20 protein-coding genes and 3 pseudogenes are annotated in these 22880 nt (G+C 72.5%); 8 read left to right on the top strand and 15 right to left on the bottom strand.

Translation table 11 applies throughout. The features are described from left to right. Window positions 1–19 precede the first annotated feature (19 nt). The 4 genes from AB0N63_RS25095 to AB0N63_RS25080 all read left to right on the top strand — a co-directional run bounded on the left by AB0N63_RS25095 (window position 20) and on the right by AB0N63_RS25080 (window position 4242). Window positions 20–742 (top strand): GntR family transcriptional regulator, encoded by a 723-nt coding sequence (locus AB0N63_RS25095; protein WP_365531691.1) that lies wholly within the window; start codon window positions 20–22, stop codon window positions 740–742. Then, window positions 739–1731, top strand: a complete 993-nt coding sequence (locus AB0N63_RS25090) for an ADP-ribosylglycohydrolase family protein (protein WP_365531688.1) — start codon at window positions 739–741, stop codon at window positions 1729–1731. The genes AB0N63_RS25095 and AB0N63_RS25090 overlap by 4 nt, the downstream gene beginning before the upstream one ends. 70 nt (window positions 1732–1801) lie before the next feature. Continuing rightward, window positions 1802–3277, top strand: coding sequence for a cytosine permease (locus tag AB0N63_RS25085; protein WP_365531686.1), 1476 nt, complete (start codon window positions 1802–1804; stop codon window positions 3275–3277). After that, window positions 3274–4242 (top strand): PfkB family carbohydrate kinase, encoded by a 969-nt coding sequence (locus AB0N63_RS25080; protein ID WP_365531683.1) that lies wholly within the window; start codon window positions 3274–3276, stop codon window positions 4240–4242. Before AB0N63_RS25085 ends, AB0N63_RS25080 begins: the two co-directional genes overlap by 4 nt. A gap of 561 nt (window positions 4243–4803) precedes the next feature. Here AB0N63_RS25080 and AB0N63_RS25075 read toward each other — a convergent pair. The 5 genes and pseudogenes from AB0N63_RS25075 to AB0N63_RS25055 form a co-directional block, all read right to left on the bottom strand. Next, complete coding sequence (locus AB0N63_RS25075) at window positions 4804–5079, bottom strand: hypothetical protein (RefSeq protein WP_365531680.1); 276 nt, start codon at window positions 5077–5079, stop codon at window positions 4804–4806. Window positions 5080–5101: 22 nt separating this feature from the next. Further along, complete coding sequence (locus AB0N63_RS25070) at window positions 5102–5365, bottom strand: hypothetical protein (protein WP_365531771.1); 264 nt, start codon at window positions 5363–5365, stop codon at window positions 5102–5104. 72 nt (window positions 5366–5437) lie between these two features. Then, window positions 5438–5593 (bottom strand): annotated as a pseudogene (locus AB0N63_RS25065) (terpene synthase family protein); the annotation flags it as partial. A 94-nt stretch (window positions 5594–5687) separates the two neighbouring features. Beyond that, window positions 5688–6341, bottom strand: a pseudogene (locus tag AB0N63_RS25060) (ABC transporter permease); the annotation flags it as partial. After that, window positions 6338–6943 (bottom strand): ABC transporter ATP-binding protein, encoded by a 606-nt coding sequence (locus AB0N63_RS25055; RefSeq protein ID WP_365531763.1) that lies wholly within the window; start codon window positions 6941–6943, stop codon window positions 6338–6340. The pseudogene AB0N63_RS25060 and the gene AB0N63_RS25055, both read right to left, overlap by 4 nt. 541 nt (window positions 6944–7484) lie before the next feature. Between AB0N63_RS25055 and AB0N63_RS25050 the strand changes: the two genes are divergently transcribed. The 4 genes from AB0N63_RS25050 to AB0N63_RS25035 all read left to right on the top strand — a co-directional run bounded on the left by AB0N63_RS25050 (window position 7485) and on the right by AB0N63_RS25035 (window position 13233). Next, on the top strand, window positions 7485–7886 hold the full coding sequence (locus AB0N63_RS25050) for a hypothetical protein (RefSeq protein WP_365531678.1): 402 nt from the start codon (window positions 7485–7487) through the stop codon (window positions 7884–7886). A gap of 3 nt (window positions 7887–7889) precedes the next feature. Further along, window positions 7890–12431 carry a caspase family protein gene (locus tag AB0N63_RS25045; protein WP_365531675.1) on the top strand — a complete coding sequence of 1514 codons (4542 nt, stop codon included), beginning with the start codon at window positions 7890–7892 and terminating at the stop codon, window positions 12429–12431. 17 nt (window positions 12432–12448) lie between these two features. After that, window positions 12449–12649 carry a hypothetical protein gene (locus AB0N63_RS25040; RefSeq protein WP_365531673.1) on the top strand — a complete coding sequence of 67 codons (201 nt, stop codon included), beginning with the start codon at window positions 12449–12451 and terminating at the stop codon, window positions 12647–12649. A 179-nt stretch (window positions 12650–12828) separates the two neighbouring features. Further along, window positions 12829–13233, top strand: a complete 405-nt coding sequence (locus tag AB0N63_RS25035; RefSeq protein ID WP_365531670.1) for a hypothetical protein — start codon at window positions 12829–12831, stop codon at window positions 13231–13233. Window positions 13234–13698: 465 nt separating this feature from the next. On the opposite strand, the gene AB0N63_RS25030 is transcribed toward AB0N63_RS25035, so the two are convergent. The 10 genes and pseudogenes from AB0N63_RS25030 to AB0N63_RS24985 all read right to left on the bottom strand — a co-directional run bounded on the left by AB0N63_RS25030 (window position 13699) and on the right by AB0N63_RS24985 (window position 22556). Next, a complete protein-coding gene (locus AB0N63_RS25030) occupies window positions 13699–14481 on the bottom strand; it encodes a class I SAM-dependent methyltransferase (RefSeq protein ID WP_365531667.1) in 783 nt (260 codons plus the stop codon). A gap of 201 nt (window positions 14482–14682) precedes the next feature. Further along, window positions 14683–15216: a 2'-5' RNA ligase family protein gene (locus AB0N63_RS25025; RefSeq protein WP_365531664.1), complete on the bottom strand. Its 534-nt coding sequence runs from the start codon at window positions 15214–15216 to the stop codon at window positions 14683–14685. A gap of 485 nt (window positions 15217–15701) precedes the next feature. Further along, on the bottom strand, window positions 15702–16394 hold the full coding sequence (locus tag AB0N63_RS25020; RefSeq protein WP_365531662.1) for a GntR family transcriptional regulator: 693 nt from the start codon (window positions 16392–16394) through the stop codon (window positions 15702–15704). A 207-nt stretch (window positions 16395–16601) separates the two neighbouring features. Continuing rightward, entirely contained in the window at window positions 16602–17327 is a 726-nt protein-coding gene (locus AB0N63_RS25015; protein ID WP_365531660.1) for an aspartate/glutamate racemase family protein, read from the bottom strand. Window positions 17328–17392: 65 nt separating this feature from the next. Further along, window positions 17393–18883, bottom strand: coding sequence for an NCS1 family nucleobase:cation symporter-1 (locus AB0N63_RS25010; RefSeq protein WP_365531657.1), 1491 nt, complete (start codon window positions 18881–18883; stop codon window positions 17393–17395). Window positions 18884–19346: 463 nt separating this feature from the next. Continuing rightward, window positions 19347–19703 carry a hypothetical protein gene (locus tag AB0N63_RS25005; protein ID WP_365531769.1) on the bottom strand — a complete coding sequence of 119 codons (357 nt, stop codon included), beginning with the start codon at window positions 19701–19703 and terminating at the stop codon, window positions 19347–19349. A gap of 330 nt (window positions 19704–20033) precedes the next feature. Further along, a pseudogene (locus tag AB0N63_RS25000) lies at window positions 20034–20189 on the bottom strand (hypothetical protein); the annotation flags it as partial. A gap of 283 nt (window positions 20190–20472) precedes the next feature. Next, entirely contained in the window at window positions 20473–21093 is a 621-nt protein-coding gene (locus AB0N63_RS24995) for a hypothetical protein (RefSeq protein ID WP_365531654.1), read from the bottom strand. A 168-nt stretch (window positions 21094–21261) separates the two neighbouring features. Continuing rightward, window positions 21262–21834: a DUF3291 domain-containing protein gene (locus AB0N63_RS24990; RefSeq protein WP_365531651.1), complete on the bottom strand. Its 573-nt coding sequence runs from the start codon at window positions 21832–21834 to the stop codon at window positions 21262–21264. A 32-nt stretch (window positions 21835–21866) separates the two neighbouring features. Next, window positions 21867–22556, bottom strand: coding sequence for a transcriptional regulator (locus AB0N63_RS24985; protein WP_365531648.1), 690 nt, complete (start codon window positions 22554–22556; stop codon window positions 21867–21869). Between the last annotated feature and the right edge of the window lie 324 nt (window positions 22557–22880).

Here is a 22880-nt window from a genome sequence, read left to right as displayed (position 1 = left end):
CTCCCCTTACTGTCTAGACATGCCTGGACAGGTACACAAGCATCATCGCATCGCCCGCGTCCTCGCCGCCGAGATCCGCGCCGGAGTTCACAGCGACGGCAGCAGACTCCCCGGCGAGCACGCCCTCACCCAGCGCTTCGGCGTCAGTCGCACCACCCTGCGGCAGGCACTCCAGGTGCTCGGCGAGGAGGGGCTCATCGCCACACACGCCGGGATCGGCTCGTTCGTCACCTTCGACGGCGGGGCCCCGCTGGACCACCGCCTCGGCTGGACCCGAGCGCTCGCCGAGCAGGGTACCGAGCTGACCACGGAGACCATCAGGTTCGAGCAGGTCACGGACGACGCCCTGGCCGCGGAGCTGGGGCTGGCGTCGAGCGCGTTCGTCGCCCTCGACCGGGTCAGGAGGCTGCCGGACGGGCAGGGCGTCTCCCTGGAACACAGCAGGGTGCCGGCCACCGCGGAACTGGCCGGACTGCCCGAGCGCGGCCTCGAGGGGGGTTCCCTCAGCCGGACCCTGGTCGCCGCCGGCCGTGTCACCGAGTCCGGCGAGGGGCTGGTGACGGTGCGCGGGCTGGACCCGACCGAGGCCGCCCTGCTGCACCGTACGCAGGGTGAGTCCTTCCTGCGCCTGAGCCAGGTGTACCGGGCCGCCGACGGCTCGGTCGTCGAGCACGTCACCAGCCTGCTCGACCCCGCCCGGTTCGAACTGCACATCCGATCGGGCCGAGGAGGCCGACTGTGACCGACCCGCTCGACCGTGCCCTCGGCGCCTACTACGGGCTCGCCCTCGGCGACGCCCTCGGCATGCCCACCCAGTCGATGTCCCGCCAGGACGTCGTCCGGTGCTACGGCACACTGACCGGCTTCGTCCCCGCTCATCCCGACAACCCCATCAGCAGGGGGATGCCGGCCGGTTCCGTCACGGACGACACCGACCAGGCCGTGATCGTGGGCCGACTCGTCGCCGAAGGCCGGGGCCGGATCGACCCGCTGCGACTCGCACACGAACTGCTCGACTGGGAGAAGAAGATGAAGGCCAACGGCTCCTTCGACCTCCTGGGCCCGTCCACCAAGGCCGCCCTGGACGCGGTGGCCCGTGGCGTCCCGGCGCACGAGGCGGGGCGCACCGGCACGACTAACGGCGCCGCCATGCGCGTCACCCCGGTCGGCATTGCCTGCGCCGTCGAGCCGCTGGACGCCTTCCTCGACCGCGTCGTGGAGTCCTGCCAGGTCACGCACGACACCGGCATCGGCATCGCGGGCGCCGCCGCGGTCGCCGCCGCCGTCAGTACCGGCGTCGGCGGCGGCAGCCTGGACGAGGCCGTCGACGCCGCGGTGAGCGCGGCCCGCGCCGGCGCCCGGCGCGGGCACTGGGTCGCGGGGGCCGACATAGCCACCCGCGTGGCCTGGGCGTGGGACCTGGTCCGGGGTCTCCCGCGGGCCGAGGCCCTCGACCGGATCGTCACCCTGGTCGGCACCAGCGTCGCCAGCCAGGAGTCCGTACCCGCCGCCTTCGCGGTCCTCTCCGTGGCCGAGGGCGATCCCTGGCGGGCCGCCCTGCTCGCCGCCAACCTCGGAGGCGACAGCGACACCATCGGCGCGATCGCCGGTGCCGTCGCCGGTTCGGTCACCGGTCTCGCCGCACTGCCCGCCGAGGCCGTGGGGACCCTCCGCAGGGTCAACTCCCTGAACCTGGAAGCCCTGACGGGTGAGCTGCTCGCCCTGCGCTGACCGCCCGCCCCGCAGCCGTCCCGCCCCTTCCCTCCGCCCGCTCCCCCGCACACCGCAAGGAGGTTCCGTCATGACCGCTTCGAAGACGAACGATCGCGTCGGCGCCGTCGAGACCCGAGGAATCGAGCCGGTTCCCGAAAGCGAACGGCACGGCCGGGCCGGCCAGATGTTCTGGACCTGGTTCGCCGCCAACATCAGCATCCTGGGACTGCCCCTGGGCGCCACGCTCGTCGCCTTCCGCGGCCTGAACATCTGGCAGTCGGTGCTCGTCGCCGTCGTCGGGGCCTTCGGTTCCTTCGCGCTCGTAGGGGCCCTGAGCCTGGCGGGCAAGAAGGGCGGCGCGCCCGCCCTGACCCTGTCCCGCTCGGTCTTCGGCCAGCGCGGTAACGGGGGGCCGACCCTGATCAGCTGGCTCAGCCGGGTCGGCTGGGAGACGATCTCCACGACGACGGCGGCGTACGCGCTGCTGGCACTGCTGGACACCGCGTTCGGTGTCGGCCGAAACACCGTGCTCACCATCGTCTGTCTGCTGGTCTTCATCGGCTGCACGCTGCTGATCAGCGGCCTCGGCCACGCCACCATCATGTGGATCAACAAGTGGGCCACGGTCGTCTTCGGCCTGCTGAACCTGGTCGTGATGGGCTTCCTCGCCGCCACCGTCGACTGGACCAAGGTCCTGGACACCCCGGCGGGCCCGGCCAGCGCAGTGGTCGCGGGCATCGGGTTCATCGCCTCGGGCACCGGCATCGGCTGGGCCAACGCCGGCGCGGACTACGCCCGCTACCTGCCCCGCGCGATCCCGGGCCGCAGACTGATCACCGCCTCGGCGTTCGGCGCTGGTATCCCGCTCGTCCTGCTGATCTCGCTCGGTTCGCTGCTCTCGGCGGGCGACGAGTCGCTGGCCACCGCCGCCGACCCGGTCGCGGCGATCAACGCGATGCTGCCCGCCTGGATGGCGATCCCCTACCTCGTGGCGGCCTTCGGCGGACTGCTGATGTCGAACCATCTGTCCACCTACTCGGCCGGCCTGACGATGATCACCCTCGGTCTGCGGGTGCCGCGGGCCGCCGCCGTCGCCCTCGACGTGGTGCTGATGTTCGCCGGCGGCGTCTACTTCATGCTGATCGCCGACGACTTCTACGGGCCGTTCTCCACCTTCCTGACCCTGCTGGCCGTGCCCGTCTCGGCCTGGATCGGAGTCATCGCGGTGGACTCGCTGTCGGGCCGCTCCTACGACTCCGAGGCGCTGATGGACACCACCCGCACCAGCGGCTACTGGTACTCGGGCGGCTTCCGGCTCCCCGCCGTCGCCGGCTGGGCCGCCGCCATCGTCGCCGGCCTGCTCTTCACCAAGGCGTCGACCAGTGACACCGACGTGTGGTTCGCGGGCCCGCTCGCGGACACCTGGCTCGGCGTGAACGGGCTCGGCTGGGCCGTCTCGATGGCCGTCGGCGCCGCGGTGTACGCACTGTTCGGCCGCCGCTCCGGCGCCGCGGGCCGCGACGGCGCGACCGCCTCCCCCGCGCTTCAGGAGGTCCGGCGATGAACCGCCGACTCGTGCTCGCCGGCAATGTCATCGCCGACCTGGTCATCGAGGTGCCCGCGCTGCCCGAACGCGGTGGCGACGTCATCGGCACCCGCACCGAGACCACGGCAGGCGGTGGCTTCAACACCCTCGTCGCGGCCCGCCGCCTGGGCACGGAGGCCGTCTTCGCCGGGCTGCACGGCAGGGGCCCGCACGGCGACCTGGTCCGGGAGGCGCTCGCCGCCGAGCACATCGTGCCGCTGCTGCCCGCCCGCACGGACGGGGACACCGGCTTCACCGTGGCCCTGATCGACGGCGGCGGCGAGCGGACCTTCGTGACCAGCTTCGGTGTCGAGGCCACCCTCACCCGGTCGGACGTCGACGCCGTGGCCGCGCGGCTGCGCCCCGGCGACCTGCTCCAGCTCTCCGGCTACGGGCTGGTGCTGCCGGGGAACGGCCCACTGCTGTCCGCGTTCACAGCCGGGCTGCCGGCGGACGTCACCGTCTGCCTGGACCCGGCGCCGCTGGTGGCCGACATCCCCGAGGCCGTACTGGCCCCAGTCCTGGCCCGCACCAACTGGCTCAGCGCCAACGCCCGCGAAGCACGGCTGCTGTCCGGGCACGAGGACCCGCGGGCCGCCGCCACGGCGCTGCGGGACCGGCTCGCGCCGGGTGCGGGGGTAGTCGTCCGGGCCGACAAGGACGGCTGCTGGCTGGCGGCACCCGGCGAAGCCCCGGTGCACGTGCCGGGCTTCCCCGTGCAGGCGGTGGACAGCAACGGCGCCGGAGACGCGCACGTCGGCTCGTTCCTCGCCCTGCTCGGGCAGGGCCACGACCCGCTGACCGCCGCGCGCGGCGCCAACGCCGCCGCTGCCTACGCGGTGACCCGGAACGGCCCCGCCACCGCGCCGACCCGCAGGGAACTGGCACGCTTCCTCGGTGACGACCCTGTCGCGCACCAGCTCTTGGGGCAGCGCCCGTTGTAGCGGAGCCGCTGTCCGATGACGGACGGGGACACCCCCGCCCGTCATCGGAGAGCGGCAGCGGTTCCCGCCGCTTCGTGGCCCCCGTGGGGAGCCGCAGCGACCCGGACCCGTTCCGTACCCGAAGGCCTCACACGGGTCACGTGCCCAGGGGGTCGGAACGGGAAGGCGCCTACCGTCTCGACCCTCTCGTCGCGCATCCGGCTCATGGCTCTCCGGCTCTCCGGCTTCTCCAGTTCCCCGACGACCCGGCGGCAGTGGGGCGCGATGGTTGTCGGCGCGCGGGTACAGCCACCGAGTTCCCGGGGACCGGATGCCTCGAAGCCGGCCCGATGAAGCACCCTGGCAGAGGGCAGTGGCCGACCGGGCACTGTGGCGCCGGTCGCTGGTGCGGACGGTCGCCCGCCCGGGCGCCGAGAACGTCCGGAAGGGCCGGCGCCTGGCGCCGGGGGACCCCGGCGGTGCGATGCGGAAGCGGGCAACAGCGATGTGCACGAACTGTCGCACGGTCCGGCACAGGGACCGGCCCGGTCGCCGGCGCCGTCAGGAGCAGGCGCACAAGCGCTACGTCGGTCCGGCCATGTCCAGCGACCCCCAGCCGGTGGACGAGGCCGAGCTGCCCGAGGGGAAACGGAACATGACGGTGGCGGCCCTGCCGGAGTTCGCGGTCAACGACATGCGGCGCGAGGACGTGCAGTCGGCGGAGACCCGTCTGGAGATCGTGCGCGCGGCCACGGCCAACGAGCCCGCCCGGAAGTGCCGGACGGGCTTGTTCCTGTGCGCCTGCTCAGCCCCGGGCACGGCCCTTTCAAGGTTCGTGTCTCGACGCTCGAACGTCATGGCCGACTGGGTCAGCGGTTCTTCAGCAGTGGTCCCACCACCAGGAGATACTCGGGTAGGGCAGGGGGCTGGTGTCGGTGGTCGACAGCGAGGGTGCCCAGCATTCGGGTGTCCTGATGACGTCTTCCAGGGCCATGCGCTGTGCGGGTGGCGGGTTGTAGCGCCGCGCGCACCGGGTGACTTCGGTGTTGGCGATGATCAACTGGCCGAGTCGGTCGATGAGGTACTGCAGGGGCGTCTCAGCTGTGGGCAGCAGGCGCTCGCGCAGACGGAGGAAGAGAAGCATCAGGCGGTCGCGCGTCTCGATCGCCGCGGTGACGGCCTGGTCGAAGGAGAGTCCGCGGGTCGCTTCCAGGATTCCCACGAAGTTCGGAGACGTCTGGCCTTCGGCCTTTTCCTTGTGGTAGGAGACGACATCGTTCTCCACTCCGACAAGCAGAACCGCGCACCCGATCAGCGCCCGGACTGCCGGTGCGTTCCAGACCTCGTCCGGGATGGGAGCGGGGCCGCACATTTCGATCATCGAGGCGTACGTGTAGCCGCCGACGTCGTGAATACGCAGGGCGAGGTATTAGCTGCAGCGCGAGGTATGCGGGTGCGCAGGTGGTGGAGAACCCTGCCGCGGTGGCGGCCTGGACGGATCCGTAGGTGGGCAGCAAGCGTGTGAGCGGGCTGTCGGCACCGGAGCTGACCATGGGGTTCTGCAGGGCGACGTCGATGACGCTGGTCATCACCAGGGCGAACATGCCCTCGACCTCGCGGCGCAGCAGGGAGCCGAAGACCACGCCCATGGCGCCGTAGGTCAGTGCCGCGCAGAACAGGGCGGCGGCCAGCAGGCAGGGCTGTTCCGGTGTCCAGGCGATGCACATGGCCGCGGTGGCGTAGGCGGCCAGGAGCGCGGAAGCCAGGATCATGGAGGCGGCCTTCGCCAGGACGAGATGGGTGCGGGGGTAGCCGGCCATGGCCAGGCGCCGGTCGAAGCGCCCGCCGGTGAAGGTCGCGGCGAACATCATGAACCCGGTGACCAGGGTGACGGCGTTGAGGGCACCGGTGATCTGTGTCAGCTCATTGCCGGCAGGCGCCAGCCTCTCTCCGGTGGATGCCAGGCGGAACGGGGCCGCTCTGCGGGGGATGGTGAGGTAGACCAGGCCGATCCAGGTGGGAATGAAGAAGACGACCAGCAGCACGGCGAACCGGTTGCGTGCGTGCTCGATCAGGTCGTACCGGGTCGCCGTGGTGAACAGGCTCAGGTGTGTCCTCATGCCGGTGCCGCCGTCTCCAGTCGCAGGGCGCCCGCCTCCAGGCGCCACAGCTCATCCAGGCGTTCGGTGTCGTAGGCCAGATGGGAGACCACCAGGACAGAGCGGCCGGCGTCGCGCAGCTGGGCGGCCAGTTCCCAGAAGCGCTGGTAGGTGTCCCAGTCGAAACCCTGGTACGGCTCGTCCAGCAGCAGAACCTGCGGATCGTGCATGAGCGCGAGCGTGAGGTTCAGCTTCTGCCGGGTCCCGCCGCTGAGCACCCCGGCCCGCACGTCGGCGTACTGGGAGAACCGCAGAGCCTCCATCACCCTCTCGGCATGACGCAGATCGTCCAGCGCGAAGGCCGTCTGGAAGAATTCCAGGTGCTGCCGGACGGTCAGGGCGTCGTTGAGGACCACATCCTGCGGGCAGTAGCCGAAGCGCCCCCGGTGACGCACCGCGCCCCGATCCGCACGCAGTTCACCGGCGAGGATCTTCAACAGGGTCGTCTTGCCCGCGCCGTTCTCGCCGACGATCCCGGCCAGCACACCGGCCCCGAGGTCCAAGTCGACACCTCGCAGGACCACCCGCCGACGGTAGGCGTGATGCACCCCCCTCACCTCCACCGCGCCGCCCCCAGCCCATCCGGTAAGTACTGTCGCCATGTCATCCGGAAATTCGATGACACGGTCACGGCCGGGCCCACAGCCTCATCGTCAAACCGCTCGAAACGGTGAAGCTGACGCACCACGCAGCTCGATCCTTCGCGTGAGTGCACCGGCGTGGAGGGCAGCTGTGCCACGAGTGCCTGAAACGGATGGACGGCTGTGGACCGCAGTTCTGCCCCCGCGACCGGACACGGGGTGGGATCACCGCCGGGTACGTCCGCTGACTCGGAGCGCCTGAGCGCGTGGGTGAACGTGTTCGCGATCCGTGGCCGGACCGCGATCCACGCGCGAGTTCCCGCCCGAGTGCCGTCAGGATTCCGCGCCCCCTGGGCGCTTCCCTCTGCCCCGGCTCCCGGCCTGCAGTGCCCCCGCGTGCGAGGGATCACCGTACAACCCGGCGTGCCCGCAACCACGTGGCGACCGAAACCAACCTGGTGACACGGGAGTTACGGGCGTAACCTCGTACGGCTCCGCCGCGATGGAGCGCTACGGAGGGTCCATGCACGTGGAAGTCGCCCTGGAGGTCGGCGGTACCGCCGAAGACGCCTACGAGCTGCGGCAGTGGCTACGCGGCGACCCCGAGCTGCGGCCGGCCGTCGTGCCGCTCGTACCCGCGTCGCCGGCGCCCGGATCGATGGGCGCGTTCGGCTCGGTCATCGAGCTGCTGCTCCAGCCCGGCGGCCTGACCGTGACGCTGGCGGCCGGCGTGGTGGCCTGGCTGCAGACCCGGCGCGGCAGCCAGACCGTGACGATCACCAAGCCGGACGGCACTCAGGTCGTCGTCGCCTCCCAGGGCGTGCGCGGCCTCACGCCGGAGAGCAGCGGAGAGCTGGCGCTGAGGGTGGCTCGGGCTCTGGAAGAGCCGGCCCGGCAGGCCGCCTCGGACCCCGAGACCCCCTGAGCCGTGACGGAGAGACGGGGGGATCTCGCCGGACCCGCCTGCCGTGCCGTCGTCGTCGGCACCGGACGGCAGGGCGCGGGTGAGCGCGGCGGTCCGGGCGACGGCGTGCGGCTCGCCGACCTGCCGAGCGCCACGCACACCGCGCGGGGGCTGGCCCGGGTGCTGCGCGAGCGGTGCGGTATGGCGACGGACCGGGTCACCGAGCTCATCGACCCGGCCGGCCCGACGGAGGTGCTCGCCGCGCTCCGCGACGCCGCCGAGGCGGCGGCGGGCGGCGTGGTGCTGTTCTGCTTCACCGGGCACGGCCTGCTCGGCCCGGGCGGGCAGCTCTATCTGGCCACCGCGGCCACGGTGCGGCCCGACGACACGGTCACCGCCGTGCCGTACGCCGAGGTGCGCAATCTGCTCGGCGACGCGCCCGCCCGCGCGGTCGTCGTCCTCGACTGCTGCTTCTCCGGCCGGGCCACGGCCGCCCCGAGCGGCGCCCACCGAGACCCGTACGCGACCGCCCGCCCGCCCGGCAGCTTTCTGCTCGCCTCGGCGACCGGCTACGCCGCCTCCTTCGCGCCCGTGGACCAGCCGTACACCCTCTTCGGCGGCGAACTGGTGCGGCTGCTGACGGACGGCGACCCGAGCGGGCCGCGCTGGCTCACCCTGCTCGACGTCTACCGGATCCTCGACCGGCGCTTCCAGGGCGGGCCCGCCCGCCCGTACGCCGACGGCGTGGGCCGCGCCGCGGATCTCGTCATGACGCGGAACGCGGGTTCTCCGGCGCCCCACGACGAAGCCGACCCGCCCGCCGGCGGCGGCCCCTGCCCGTACCCCGGCATGCGCCCTTTCCTGCCCGAGCAGCGCCATCTCTTCTTCGGGCGCGAGGAACTGGCCCGCGAGTTGCTCGACCGGGTGACGCACGGCGACGGGCCGGTGGTGCTCGTCGGCGCCTCCGGGGCCGGGAAGTCCTCGCTGCTGCGGGCCGGGCTCGTCGCCGGACTCGAGGAGCGGGGCACGGGACGGGTGCTGCTGGTCGAAGGGCCGGGCGCGCGGCCCTTCCGCACCCTGGTCGAGCGCTGGGCGCAGGCGGTGGAGCGACCCTTCGAGGAGGTCGAACGGCATCTGGGCGCCGGGCGGTTCGGGACCGGCGGGCCCGCGGTCCTGGTGATCGACCAGCTGGAGGAGCTCTTCACCGACTGCGCGGACCCGGAGGAGCGGGAGCTGTTCGTCCGGGCTGTCACCGGAGGCGGAGCGGGGACCGGGCCGCGGATCGTCCTGGGCCTGCGCGCCGACTTCTACGGGCCCTGCATGCGCGACGCGCGGCTCGCCCGCATGCTCCGGGCCGGACAGTTCACCGTCCCCGCCATGTCCGGCGAGGAGCTGCTCGCCGCGATCGAACTGCCCGCCGCGCAGGCTGGCCTGCGCTTGGAGGACGGACTCGCCGGCCATCTGCTGCACGAGCTGCGCCGAGAGGCGCCCGGCGGCGAAGCCGACTCCGTCGCGCTGCCGTTCCTCGCCCACGCCCTCCAGCAGACCTGGGCCCGACGCCGCGGCACCCAGCTGACCTTCGCCGGGTACGAGGCGGCCGGCGGGATCCGCGGCTCGGTCGCCCGGGTCGCCGACGAACTGCACGACGCGCTGGATTCGGCGGGCCGCGAGCGGCTGCGCGAACTCCTGCTGCGCATGGTGACGTTGGTCGACATCGAGGGTCGGGCCGCCCGCCGCCGCCTACCGGTCCCGGAGGCGGACGGCGAGGCCGAGCGGGAAGACCGCGAGCTGCTCGACCGGCTCGCCGACGCCCGCCTGGTAGTCCTCGACCGGGGCGAGGCCCAGCTGTGCCACGACTCGCTCCTGCACGGCTGGCCCCGGCTGCGCGACTGGATCCGCGACGACCGGGTACGGCTGCTCGTCCTGCGCCGGGTGGGTGACGCGGCCGACAGCTGGGCGGAGGCGGACCGCGACAAGAGCGCCCTGTACCGCGGCGATCAGCTAGCGGCGGCGCGGCAGGAACTCGGGGGCGAGGGCCCCGGGCTCCGGCCCGTGGAGCGGGACTTCCTCGCCGCCAGTGACCGGGCCGAGCGCCGCACCCGCAGGATCCGCACCGGCGTCGGAGCGGTCGTGGCCGCGCTCGCCGTCCTCGCCTCCTTCCTCGCGGTGCGGGCCGACCGCGCCCAGCGCGACGCCGAGGCCCGCGAGAGCGTCGCCGTCGCCGAGCAGTTGGCCGCGCAGGCCGACACCATGCGTGAGCGCGACCCGCAGACCGCGCTGCGCCTGAGCCTCGCCGCGTACCGGACCGCCGACACCGGCGCCACCCGCTCCAGCCTCTACGCCGCCTACCTCTCCCGGCCACAGGTCGATCTGCGCGGTGACGTCCGGCAGCCGGTGGTCGATCTGGCGTACGGGCCCGGCGGCCGCGTCCTCGCCACCAGCCAGCGCACCGGGGTCGTCCGCCTCTGGGACCTGGGCCGGCCGAACGCGCCGGTGCGTGGTGCCGACCTGGAACAACCGCACGGCACCGCGCCCCTCGCCTTCTCCCCGCGCTCCGCGCTGCTCGCCGTGCTGAGCACGGACGCGCTGATGCTGTGGGACGCGGCCGATCCCGTACACCCGAAGCGGCTGGGGGGCCTGAAACTCCCCGAAGACCAGTCGTACAGCCTCGCGTTCAGCCCTGACGGGCGGACGCTGGCGGCGGGCGGGGAGAACGGGCGGCTGCGGCTGTGGGACGTCTCGGTGCCGTCAGCTCCGCGCCCGCTGTACGACAGGAAAGTCGCCCGGGCCCACCTGATGGCGGTGGCGTTCAACCGTGACGGGCGTTTCCTCGCCACCGGCAACGGTGTGAGCGAGGACGCCTCCGGCGAGGAGCGCCCGGCCGAGGTGCGGCTGTGGGACGTCCGCGATCCGGCCCGCCCGGCTCTCCTCACCACCGCCACGGCCGACTCGGTGATGGCGGTGGCCTTCCACCCGAAGCGGGACACGCTCGTGGCGACCGGCGGCGAGAGCGCGATGGCCTGGTGGATGCTCCGGGACGGCGGACGGCGGCTCGCCCGGATCAGACCGACGGACTCGTTCGAGGACAAATGGGGTTACGGGAACAACCTGCCCTCGCTCGGCTTCAGCCCCGACGGCTCCGCCCTCGCCGCCGCGGAAGGCAGCCGGCCGGGCGGGGCCGCCATCCGCAGGGTCGCCGAACGCGACGGACCGGAGCTGCTGTCCTCGGTGAACCAGCGCGGCTCGGTGCCGAGCGGCGAGCCCGCGCAGGCGGTGGCCTGGAGCCCCGACGGGGCCTACCTCGCGGTGGGCGACGTCGGCGGCAACGTACGCCTCTGGCCCGAGCACACGCCCGGGCTCGCCCTCCGGGGAACCCTCGCCGACGGGGACCCGGGGGCCTACCCGTACACGCGGGATGGCCGGTTCGTCCTGACCAGCGAGGCGGTCGTCGGCTCCCTGCACAGCGTGCCGCACGTCTGGGACATGAGCGGTGCGGACACCGTGCGCGGGCGGTCGCCGAAGCTGCGGTTCACCGTGCCCAGGCCGTGGGAGGCGCAGTACTTCCTGCCCGGCCGCGACCGGCCGGTGCTGCTCGCGCACCGCTGGACCGAGGGCACCGACGAGCACGCCTTCCGGATCTGGGACCTCGGCGGCGACGGGCCGCCGGTGGCGGGCGCCGAGATCCCGGCGCGCTCGCCGGACGTGCGCACCGCCGTCTCCGAGGATGGCCGGCTGCTGGTGGTCGGCACCTCATCGGAGGCGACGGCCGCGATCTGGGACCTGAGCGACCCGCTCCGGCCGGTGCGGCGCGCGGTGATCCCGGTGACGTCCTCGGCCGAGCCCGAGAGCATGGTCTTCATGGGCCCGAGAGCGCTTGCGACCGTGGAGGCCGAGGGCCGCGGCCTCGACCTGCGCCTGTGGGACCTCAGCGACCCCGCGCACCCGTTCCGTGTACCCGAGCCGCTGAGGGGCGCGGCGACCGCCCGGGCGACCTACGTCCACTCCCTGCGGCTGCTGCTCACCGACGGCGACGCCCAGACCGCCCGGCTGTACGACCTGAGGGACGTCCGGCACCCGAAGTCCGTAGGGACGCTGCCGGCCGCCTCGGGCGGCTACACCCCGGTCGGTGGTGGTCTGCTCGCGACCACCCTCCAGGACGGCACCGTACGGTTCTACGACATCCGCGACCCGCGCCACCCGGTGCTCCGGCACGCCCAGCGCCTCGACCGGGAGGTCACCGCCATCACGCCCGACCTCGACGGCGGCCGCGTTCTCACCGCCGAGCCGTACCGCGTGTGGGACGTCACCGCGGACGGCAGCTGGCGCATGCCGGCCTTCGCCACCCTCCAGGGCGTGCGGAGCGTCGACCTGCTGCCGGGGCCGACGCCGTTCATGGCGGTGGTGACGGATGCCCGCTCGAGCGACCGCGGCCCGGAGTACACGTACCTCCTCGACCGCGATCCGCGGAAGGTCTACGACCGCCTCTGCGCGACCCACCCGCTGGGCCTCGAGCCGGACCAGTGGAAGGCCCTCTTCCCGCAGTTCGACTACCACCCCTCCTGCTGACGGGGCGAGGTCCTCGCATGGAACGGCCTCGCGGCCGCCTCATGGAGGACTTCGCCCCGCTCGCCCCCGAGGACCGCAACCTCGCGCGCCCGGCCATCCCCCGGCCGGAGCGCGCCGGTGCGACGCTCTACGGGCTCTGCGACGCCGCTGACTTCCGGCTGGGCGTCGTGATGCAGCTCCGCGCCACCCTCCCCCGCTGCCCACCGGTCCCGCGGTGACCGGCCACGTCGCCGAACTCCGCGATGCCAGCCCCGAAGGGCGACTCGACGCCCTGGCAGGCAAGCCGGTCTCGCGAGATCGACAGCGGTCGAGGGTCAGGTACTGGTAATAGTCGGCCGTGGCAGGAGACTTGTGGACCCCAGCGATCTCGATGGCCGGTGTGGCTGTAGGTGGTGCGTTGACGTATCTGACCCAGCGCACGACGCAGCGGGCGGCTGACCGGGCTGAAGAGCGAAGGCGGGTTGCGGCGCGGGCGGAGGAGCGGCGTGCCGAGCAGATCAGGACCGTGCTGGCGTTCATCCGGTGCGCCCCGGAGGCTGAAGGCGTGGCGCATGCCCGGCCGCCTCGATGGGAGGTCGGTGATGACTGGTACGGGACGGCCAGGCCGGCGATGGACGGTCTTCGCATAGCCGAGAAGAGCATCGAGTTGCTGTGTGCCCCTGACCTTCACCCACCGACGACCCGCTACGCCCGTGCCCTCAACCAAGCGGTCCGGCAGGAGCGTGACGAAGGGAGCCTGGCCGAGCGCCTGGAGCCGTTCAAGGCGGAGTTTCTCGCCGCGGCACGCCGCGGCCTGGCCTGACGTCGCAGGTCATAGCCACTCGTTGATCGCAGCGGCCAGTACGGTCGCCTCGTGGCGCACAGCCAGCTTGTCGTACCTCGTGGCCACGGCCCGGTGCCTGTTGAGGCGGTTGACACTGATGCCGCGTCCGACCGCGTGGCGTTCACGGTGGTCGACCGGGGCGAACTCCGGGGACCGGCCGCCGCGGGAGCCGCGTTTCTTGCGGTTGCTGGCTGGTCTGCCCTGTCCGGGATGGTGCAGCGGATCCCACGACGTCGCAGGCAGGCGCGGCTCTTCCGGGAGGCGTATGCCTTGTCGGGGCGCACGACTGGGCCGGGTACGGGATCGGCCCGGCCCGATGCGGGGCACGCGGACCTTGTCCGGGACGGGCTCGAGGATGAGGCGCTTGTAGTGCTGTGACCGGCGACGTTCACCGGTTTGCCATGGATGGACGGAAGATCGGGCAGGCCGGAACCGGTGTCTGGACTACTGCGCTGAGGGAGCGCGCTGTGCGGTGAGCACGGGCTGGTAGTACCCGCTGGAGGCCGGACTGTGCCAGGCGATGTCGGTGAAGCCGGCTTCCGTCACGAACTCTGTCAGCTGCGGGGGCGTCAGCGCCCAGTAGGTGCTCCGGCGGACTCGGACATGCCAGGTGTTCTCCGCGGGGACGAGCTGGAAGTGCTCCAGGTCGTAGCGCTCGCCGTCTTCATGCCAGTGCCACAGCTGGAAGGTGATCACTTGGCCGTCGCGTGTCTCCGAGACCTGGGGAGGTGTCGCCGTGGGTCTGGCCTGGCGCGCCTGGTCGTAGGCCCGGACAGTGATCAGCAACAGTCCGTCGTCTCGGAGCACCCGTCTCATGCCGAGGAGTGCCGCCCGGAGATCCTCCCCGGAGAGTAGGTGCGGGAGCGAATTGTCCGCGCAGAGGACGACGTCGAATGACGTCTCTTTGAACGGTAGTCGGCGCATGTCAGCCGCTGCGGCCGGAAGCCGGCTGCCGCGGGCCGCAGCCTCGGCGGCGGCGCGCGCGGCGGCGACCGGGCTCAGGTCGCTGCCGACGACCTGGTGTCCGGCCAGGGCCAGCCCGATGGCCTGGGTGCCGATCCCGCACGAGCAGTCCAGGACGGTGTGCGGTCCCGCGCCGAGAGATTGGCGGACGAGCCCGCCCAATACCTCGGCCTGGTAGGCCAGGCTTGCGTCCCAGTCCCGGAACATCAGGTGGTAGTCGTGGGCCAAATCGTCGTAGAAATCCCGCGCGGAGGGCTCGGACATGTATCCCACCGTAGTGCGTGGCCGCCAGGGAGTGCGGGCACTTCGAGACAGCGGCCGGCTGGATTCGGCCGCCCCAGCGGATGCCCCTCTCGCCCGGGTCCGCGCGGTGTGGTTGCGGTGGTCGGAACCCCCCGGCCCCGGCCCCCGCCGGGTCCACCCCCGCATCCCGGGGCCACCGGACCGTCGATGTCGGGGAACGTCTCAGGGGCGAGGTTCCAGGACCTCCAGGGCACCGGTCTCGGTGTCGTAACTGCGCAGGGTGATGAGCCTGGCCGACAGCGGCGGCGCCGGCAGCAGTTCAGCAACCCGTCGGCCGGCGAAGGCGCCAGGGTGCCGGGTACGGCCGAGCGTGATGTGCGGGCTCCAGCGCGCGGGTGCGTGGAAGGGGTTGAGGCCCTCGGGCGGACTGTCCGAAGCCACCGCCTCCCACACCCGGCGGTGCAGACCGGCCAGCGCGGAATCGAGATCCAGCGCCCAGGCCAGCACCGAGGTGGGCCTCTCGAAGCGGATCACGCCGGTGAACCGCACCGGCAACGGCAGGACGGCGGCCACCTCGGCGAGTTCCCAGCGAATCGGGGTGGTCAGCTCCGGACAGGCGGCCAGGGTGAGGTGCGGGCTGTTGGTCGGTGAGCGGTGGCGCGCCTGACTGGGCAGTCCCGCGTCCGCGAGCCGCCGCCAGGCCTCCCGGACCGCCGACTCCGCCGACTCGTCCAACAGAAGCTCGACCGTGCGCACCACCGCAGCCTACCGCCGATCACCCGCGGGGCCCGCCGCCCGCCCGGCCCGACCGTCAGGCCGTGTCGGCGGTGGGCGAGCCGGCGGGCGCGGAGCGGGCGGCGCCGTGCCCGCAAGCAGTCCGGTCCGCGGTTTCGCGCGCCCGCCGGGAAGCCGCATATTACTTGGCACGAACGCGCACGGGGCACCGCGGCGGACCGAGTGCCGCCTCGCCGGCCCGCAGAGAGGCCTGGCCCGCGTGTGGCGCACGCCCCGGCCGTCGCGCACGGCCGCGGGACGGCTCGGTGGAGTACAAGGTGCGCTGCGTCGAGGCCGCCCGGTGCGGACGCCGTCGTCCCGGTGGTCTGCGAGCTGCCCCGCGAGCCCGGTTGACACGCGAGCCCGTGGAGGCGAGCGCGCGCGAGTACGTCACCTGTGGCCACCGTCGATACCGCAGTGCGGCGGGCCGGTGGTCGCGGGGCCGGCCTGGTGCGCGGGGCGTTTCGCTATCCGGCCCGCCCGGAAGTGTCGTCGGGAGCGTGGTCGGCTGTCAGCAGGCCCTGGCGGCGATGGCCCAGGACCGCGTCGCGGCTCGTCGCCTGGTGATGGAGGACGAGGGCCTCGACGCGCTGGACGTCGCGGGCGGCGATGGCCTGGTACAGGGCCTCGTGTTCCAGCGCGACGCCCAGCAGGTCGTCGTGCTGGCCCATGAGCCACCGCAACCGGCTGCGCAGGGGGCGTTCGAGTTCGTTCAGCAGCTCGTTGGCGGCCAGGGAGGTGACCGTCTGGTGGAAGTCGGCGGCCGCCCGGCGGGCCCGGACCGCGTCGCCGGCGCGGGCCGCCTCCAGCTCGGTGTCGAGGACCGTGCGCAGCTGCTCCAGCCCGGCGCGGGTGTGCCGCTGCGCGGCGAGCCGGAAGGCCAGGGTCTCCAGGGCCGCGCGGACCTCGTCGAGGTCGGCGATGTCGCTGGAGGTGAACTCCCGCACCACCGCCCAGGTCCGCGGCCTCGGCGTGACCAGGCCCTCCGACACCAGGGTCTTGAGGGCCTCGCGGACGGGAAGCCTGCTGACCCCGAGCGCCTCGGCCAGTTCCCGTTCGACCAGCCGGCTGCCCGGCCGGCGCACTCCGTCGAGGATCTCGTCGCGCAGCTGCCGGGTCACGCGCTCGGACTCCGGCATGAAGCCCTCTGAGGCAGTCATCGCCGTCCTTACTTCTCTGGTCGCGGCCCCCGCGGCGCGCCGTCGGCGTCCTGCGAGGCGACGGGAGGAACGGCCCGTCAGAATACCCCGCGCCCGGAAGCGGGCGGTGGGAGGCGGGCCGCCGACAGGCACCGGCAGGGCGAAGCGGCGCGGGACGGGCGCCGGCGGGGCGGGTGCGTGTGCCGGTGGGGCGGGCGCCGTGCGGCGTCAGCCGGTCCTCGGGGGCCAGTTGACGATCCGCTTGGGGCGCGGCGGCGCGTAGGTGCGCACCTTCGACGTGGTCAGGCCGAGGCGGACCAGCGACTCGGCAACCGTCACGGCGGCGCTCACCCCGTCGACGACGGGAACCCCGGTGCGTTCCGCGACGCGTTCGGCGAGACCGGCCATGCCTCCGCAGCCCAGGCAGATCACTTCCGCCCGGTCGTCCCGTACCGCGCGTACGGCCTGTTCGGCGATCGCGTCCACGGCGGCCTGCTCGTCCTCTTCCAGCTCCAGTACGGCGAGTCCGCTGGCCCGCACGGAGGCGCAGCGGGCGTACAGTCCGGCCGCCTCCAGGCGTTGCTCGATGAGGGGGACCGTACGGTCGAGGGTGGTGACCACGGAGTATCGGCGGCCGAGGAAGCGGGCGGTGCTGGCGGCGGCCTCGGTGATGTCCACGACGGGCACGTCGAGCAGTTCCTGGAGGCCTTCGCGCCCGTGTTCCCCGTAGCCGGCCTGGATCACCGCGTCGAACGGGCCGGGGTGGGCGCGGACGGTCTCCATCACGGCGACGGCGGCGAGGTAGCTCTCGTAATTGCCCTCGACGGACTCCGCGCCGAAGCGGGGGGTCAGCGGGACGATCTCGGTGTCCGGGGACGCGGCGCCGGCCGCCTGCTCGCCGATGGCGTCGGTGATGGACTGCGTGGTGTTGACGTTGACCACGAGGATGCGCATGGGGGTCCTTCTGCTCGGGCGGTCGGGTTGCTCGGACCGCCGTCTTCTCCTGCCACTCGGTCCGGCTACTCCGCGGCCACGGCGATGGCCTCGCCGTCCACGTCGGCCAGAAGCATCGTGCGGTCGGCCACGGCGGTGTAGACGGCGGCGGCGAGCAGGGCGCCGATGAACCAGGAGAATCCGGCGGCGGCGTGGAAGAACGGCACGAGGGCGACGACCACGGCGATCGCGGCGCTGGGCAGGAAGGCCGCGACGGCACGCGGGTTGTAGCCGCGGTGGTAGTGGTATTCGGCGTCCGCGGCCTCGGTGTAGAGGTGGGGGACGTTGACGCGGGAACGGCGCAGCAGCCAGTAGTCCGCCATGATCACGCCGAACAGGGGACCGAGGAGGGCCCCGAGTCCGCCGAGGAAGTAGTTGACGACGACCGGGCTGTTGTAGAGGTTCCACGGCGTGATCACCAGGCCGATGACCGCGCTGACCAGGCCGGCCCTGCGGAAGTCGAGCCGCCGGGGGAAGAGGTTGACCAGCGCGTAGATCGGCGCCACGAAGTTGGCCAGCAGGTTCACCGCCACCGTCAGGGCGATGAGGGCGAGCGAGGCTACGGCCAGCAGCGCCATGGACGGAATGGTGCGCACGATGTCCGTGGGGCTGGTGATGACCTGTCCGTCGAGCTTGAACTGGGCTCCGCTGAGGACCGCCACGATGCCGGCGAAGAAGAGCATGTTCAGCGGGATGCCGATGACGTTGCCGCGCACGATGGAGCCGCGGCTCTTGGCGGAGCGGGTGAAATCGCAGAAGTTCAGCACGAACGTCCCGTAGATCACCACCCACAGCGCGGCGGCCTGGAGGATCTGGAGCCACATCGCGCCGCCGGTGAGCGGTGCGCCGTCGGACAAGGAGACCGAGCCGCCGGCCCGGACGAACATCCACACGGCGAGGGCGCACATGGTGATGAGGGTGGTGGGCGCCGCGAAGGCCATGTAGCGGCGGATCATCTGCATCCCGTAGCTCACGATGAGCACCTGAAGGGCCCACAGGGCCAGGAAGGTGAACCATCCGAGCGTCGACTGACCGAGCACGGAGTTGTGGTGGAGACGGTCGAGGGAGGGAAACATCGCCACCAGCAGGGTGCTGAGCACGGCGGAGGCCAGATAGGTCTGGATGCCGAACCAGGTGACGGCGACGGCGCCCCGGACGGCGGCGGGGATCTTCGCTCCCTTGATACCGAAGGCGATCCGGCTCATGACCGGGAAGGGCACGCCGGTCTTGTGCCCCATGAATCCGGACAGGGTCAACAGGCCGAAGAGCAGGACCGAGGCGAGCGCGAAGGCGGCCAGGATGCCCCACACGTTCAGCCCGAGGGCGAACAGACCGATGGCGAAGGCGTAGTTGCCGAGACTGTGCACGTCATTGGCCCAGAGGGTGAAGACGTTGTAGGCGCCCCAGCGGCGCCCCTCCCGCTTCGTCGGGGCGAGGTCGTACGTGTAGAGGGCGGAGCTGGTGGCCGGGTCGGCGGTGGTTCCGGCGGAGGAACGGCGGTCTTCCAGGGCGGTCATACGGGCTCCTGGGACGAGACGGGGGGACGGGAAGAGTTCCACTCAACGGAAGCCTGCTTCCGTTGAGATGGGAACGTAGTTTTCGCCGATCGGCACCGTCAAGAGACAAGACGAAAAAATGGCATCCCATATGGCAGCGGGCGACCTTGCGCGACCGGGGGCTTCATGACGGCCGGACAGGCGCGTGCACGCCACCGCCCGACATCCGGTCGCGATGAATGGAATACCATCTGCGGATGCTGAGCCGGTACGGTCACGGCACCGCTGCCGTGACCCGCGCGATACGCCCCGGTGGTGCGCCCGGGTGCGGCAGGTGCCGGGGCCCCCGGGCGGGAGGCCGTCTCCCGGCCTCCCGCCCAGGCGGAGTGGCGGTGACGGCCGATGGCCCTCCCACGCTCCGCCGGGTACACGCTGCCGCGGTCCTCCCCCGGCCGGGAAGGACACGGCACTTCCGACGTGAGTATCAGGAGCCGTGGACGGTGACACCGTCGAGCAGGCTCCAGGAGTCGATCCGGACCGTCGGACCGCCCGCCTCGCTCGGGCCGTCGTCCTTCACTCCGCCCAAGCGCACGCCGTGGACCTCGCCCCGGACGTCGCGGCGGACCATGAGGCTGCCGCGACCGACGAAGGTCGGCTTGGTGATGCGCAGCTCGGTGCCGCCCGGGATGTCGATGTCCGTCAGACCGACATCGGCGCCGATGAGGGAGGCCGTGACCGTCCGTTCGAGGAGGGTGGTCGTGGTCCCCTCCAGGCGGTGGCCACCGATCAGGCTCACCTTGACATCGGTCCTCTGCGGGTTCTGCCCGCCGCCCTTCGTCATGGGAAGTACCGTACGAACGGGCCCCACTCGACCGGCAGTGCCCGGTGTCCAGCGCCGCGCGTGACAAGCGTCAGGGCGTCGCGCCGGACGCAGGAGAACCGGAGCCGGCGGCCCCGTCCACACCCTCCCGCGCGGCGGCCGCCCGCCCGGCCGAGTCCGCGAGCACCACGAAGGTGCGGCCACGCTCGTGCGGTGCCCCGGGCGGCCGACCGGGAGGGCCGTCCGAGCCCGCGTCCGACGGCGAGCCGGGCTCCGCCGTGCAGCCCATGAGGCGCCGGCCCCCGGGATGAGGAGGCTCTCACAACCGAACTCCGGCGCACCGGCCACCGGGGGCAGGTGTTTCACGCACCAGAGGTCGGGTACGCACCGGGTGCGCCGGGCCCAGCGGGAGGCGAACTCATCGCTTTCCACGGCCAGTCGGCCGGCAAGCTCGGGCAGCGCACTCTCGTCGGAGTGCCGGCCGGCAACCAGCCTCAGCGCGGCCACGGCGAGCTGGTCGCAGAGGCGGACGACCTCAGCGACGCCCGGCGCGGGCGGACAAAGCGGGCCTGGAACGCCATGCACGGCGTCCCGGCAACCGGCGTCCACCCGAACCTGCGTGCCGTCCGCGAGCACCTGCCGGACATGGTCCGCTCGGCCCCTCCCAGGGCCTTCGAACTCCCGCCGCCGCGGTTGGGGTCGCGAGCGAGGCAGCAGGAGGGACTGCGTAGTCCGTGCGGACGCCGGACTCGACGGCACCGCGCATCGACACGGTGGCCGGGACAGCCGGTCAGCCGCTGAGGGGCGATCCCCACGCGGGGTCGTGCCACGCCTTCCCGGTCAGACCGGTGAGCAGGTGGTCCGTCGTGCTCTGGGCCGTCTCCCGCGCGACACCTACCTCTGTCAGGGCGGCACCTATACGTTCAGGCGCCTCCTCCGGCACCTCCAGGTCGTCGAGAAGGGGTAGCAGGAGCAGCAGGCGGGCGGCGGGCTCGTCGACGCCGCCCGCTTCCCCTGCGGAGCTGCCGGCGATGCGGACCAGTTCCCGCCATGTCAGCCCGCTCCCCGAGAACTCCCCCTCCCAACTGGCGATCCGCTCGGCACAGCTCCCGCCAGGGCGGATGAGCAGGAAGTCGACGCCGTAGTCGCCGATCAGGTTGCGGAACACCACCACGACTCCGGAACCATCCGCCCCCAGCACCCGGAAGACCGGCCAGCGTCCGGGATCGAACAGGGACTCGGACATGGCGTCGACGTCAGCGCCGTCCTCGCCGAACCACTCGGGAACGGGACGCTCGGCTTTCGCTCCGGCACCGCAGATCCCCAAGAGGTGGTTCGACCAGAAGCCCGGGCGAGCCAGCAACGACTCCCCGGCCTCCAACGGGCCGTCGTCATATCCCTCGATGAACATCCGGCAAGCCTGCCACCAGCCACTGACATGCCTCGTCCCGGGGCGGGAAGCGACGGTCGTGGAACACCGTCAGGTGCCCACGCCGTGGGAGGAGATCCCGCTGCTGCCCACCAAGGTGCCACTCATGACCGCGCGAGCGAACCGATCGAGCCGGGAGGGCGGTTCTCGTCATCTCGCCGCGGACTCACACGCCACGGGCTCCTCGGTCGGCGCCGGCCGCTTGCCGTGTGCGGCGGCACGCTCGGGCCGTTCGGGGACAGCCGCCCCAGGACGCCGGCCGGCCTCGTCGGCGGTGTAGGAGGAGGCGAAGGTGAACGCGCGCGGGGACGGCCCGTGCGTACGCAGCTCCGCCAGCCGCTCCAAAGCCTCGCCGACAGTGGGCAGGCGCCCGGCCGGGACCCACCAGAGCACCAGGTGCGCCTCGACGGGCGGCCGGAACCATGTGCGGCGCTGCCGCATCACCTCCAAGTGCCCGCTGCGATAGGTGAAGTCCCACAGCGCCTCCTGGCTCTCCCACACGCTCAGATTGACGATGACGTCCTCGCCTGCCGGACGCATGCCGGTCGCGTCGGCCGCTCCTTCCTCCACGAGCCGCCACACGAAGCCGGGCGCCTCGTCGGCGGCGGCGTTGACCGGGTCGAGCATCTCGACGAACCCTGCCGTACGCGGGTCGTCGAGCGGGTGCCGGAGCGTGGCGACATTGAGCTGGGCGAGATGGAAGGCATGCGCGGTCGCGGTCATGGCCTCATCCCAGCATGGCTTCCTTTTCTATGTCAATGACTTTTGTTTTTAGAAGACCCGATCGCCTCGATCACCACGCAGCAGTCCCCCGGCCGGGCGTCCATACGGGCACGGACAGGCGCGTCCGCGCCGAGCAGCCCTTCCAGCAGCGCGAGATTCATACCGCAGACGAGCGGCGGGAAGCGTTCGGCGACAGCGTGGAAGGGGCAGTTGCGCATACGCACGACAGGCGCGGCTGCCGCGGCCGTCTCCTCGGCGCCTTCCAGGTACGGTTCGTAGCCGCGGGCGGCGAGCGTCTCCATGGCCTCTTCGATGCCGCCGCAGGGTGCGGCCGAGCCGCGGAGGACCTCACCCCGACGACGCGCGGCCGTGCACAGCACGGCGTCCAGCCCGGCCTGCTCGGCAGCCTCGCCCAGCAGCTCGGCAGCGGTGCGGTAGTCGCGGGCGGGCAGCGAGACCGTCCGCTCCGCCCGCGCCCGCGCGTACACCTTGGCGGGCCGGCCCGCTCCCGGACCCGAGCGGCCCGTCAGGCGGCGGCTGCCGCTCTCCAGCAGCCCGACCTCGGCCAGCCTGTCCAGGTGGTGCGCGGCGAGCGTGCGCGCGACGCCGACCGCCTCGGCGGCCTCGTTGCGGCCGACCTCACGGCCCTGCCCCGCCACGTAGTCGTACAAGCGGCGCCGGACCGGATCCTGCAACGCCGCGATCGCTTCGATGTCCTCCATCCATCGATTCTAAGAACAATCCAGGTTGGAGGTAGAAAGGGGAACCGGCCCCGGCCCCGGTCGGCCGGGACGCTGCGGCCCGCGTCGGACGCGCTGTGACCACGACCTCACCGTGCTGGTTCCGTCCACGAGAATGTCGTGAACAGAACCACCCGTGCCGCAGGCACCCGCCCTTCGGCTCCTGATCGCGCCCGGTCGGCGGCGAGGAGGAGGTCAGGACACCCAGCTGGCCGAGCAGACCGCGCACTCGTGTGCACGGTGGCGGTGGGGACGGCGGCGAGCAGGCCGACGGTGTGGATGCCGTTGTCCTGCAGAGCTTGCTGC

Source organism: Streptomyces sp. NPDC093260 (genome assembly GCF_040683715.1).
Taxonomy (GTDB): Bacteria; Actinomycetota; Actinomycetes; order Streptomycetales; family Streptomycetaceae; genus Streptomyces; species Streptomyces sennicomposti.
The sequence above is the reverse complement of the archived record's forward strand: the minus strand, read 5'-3'. Positions and strand labels throughout refer to the sequence as shown.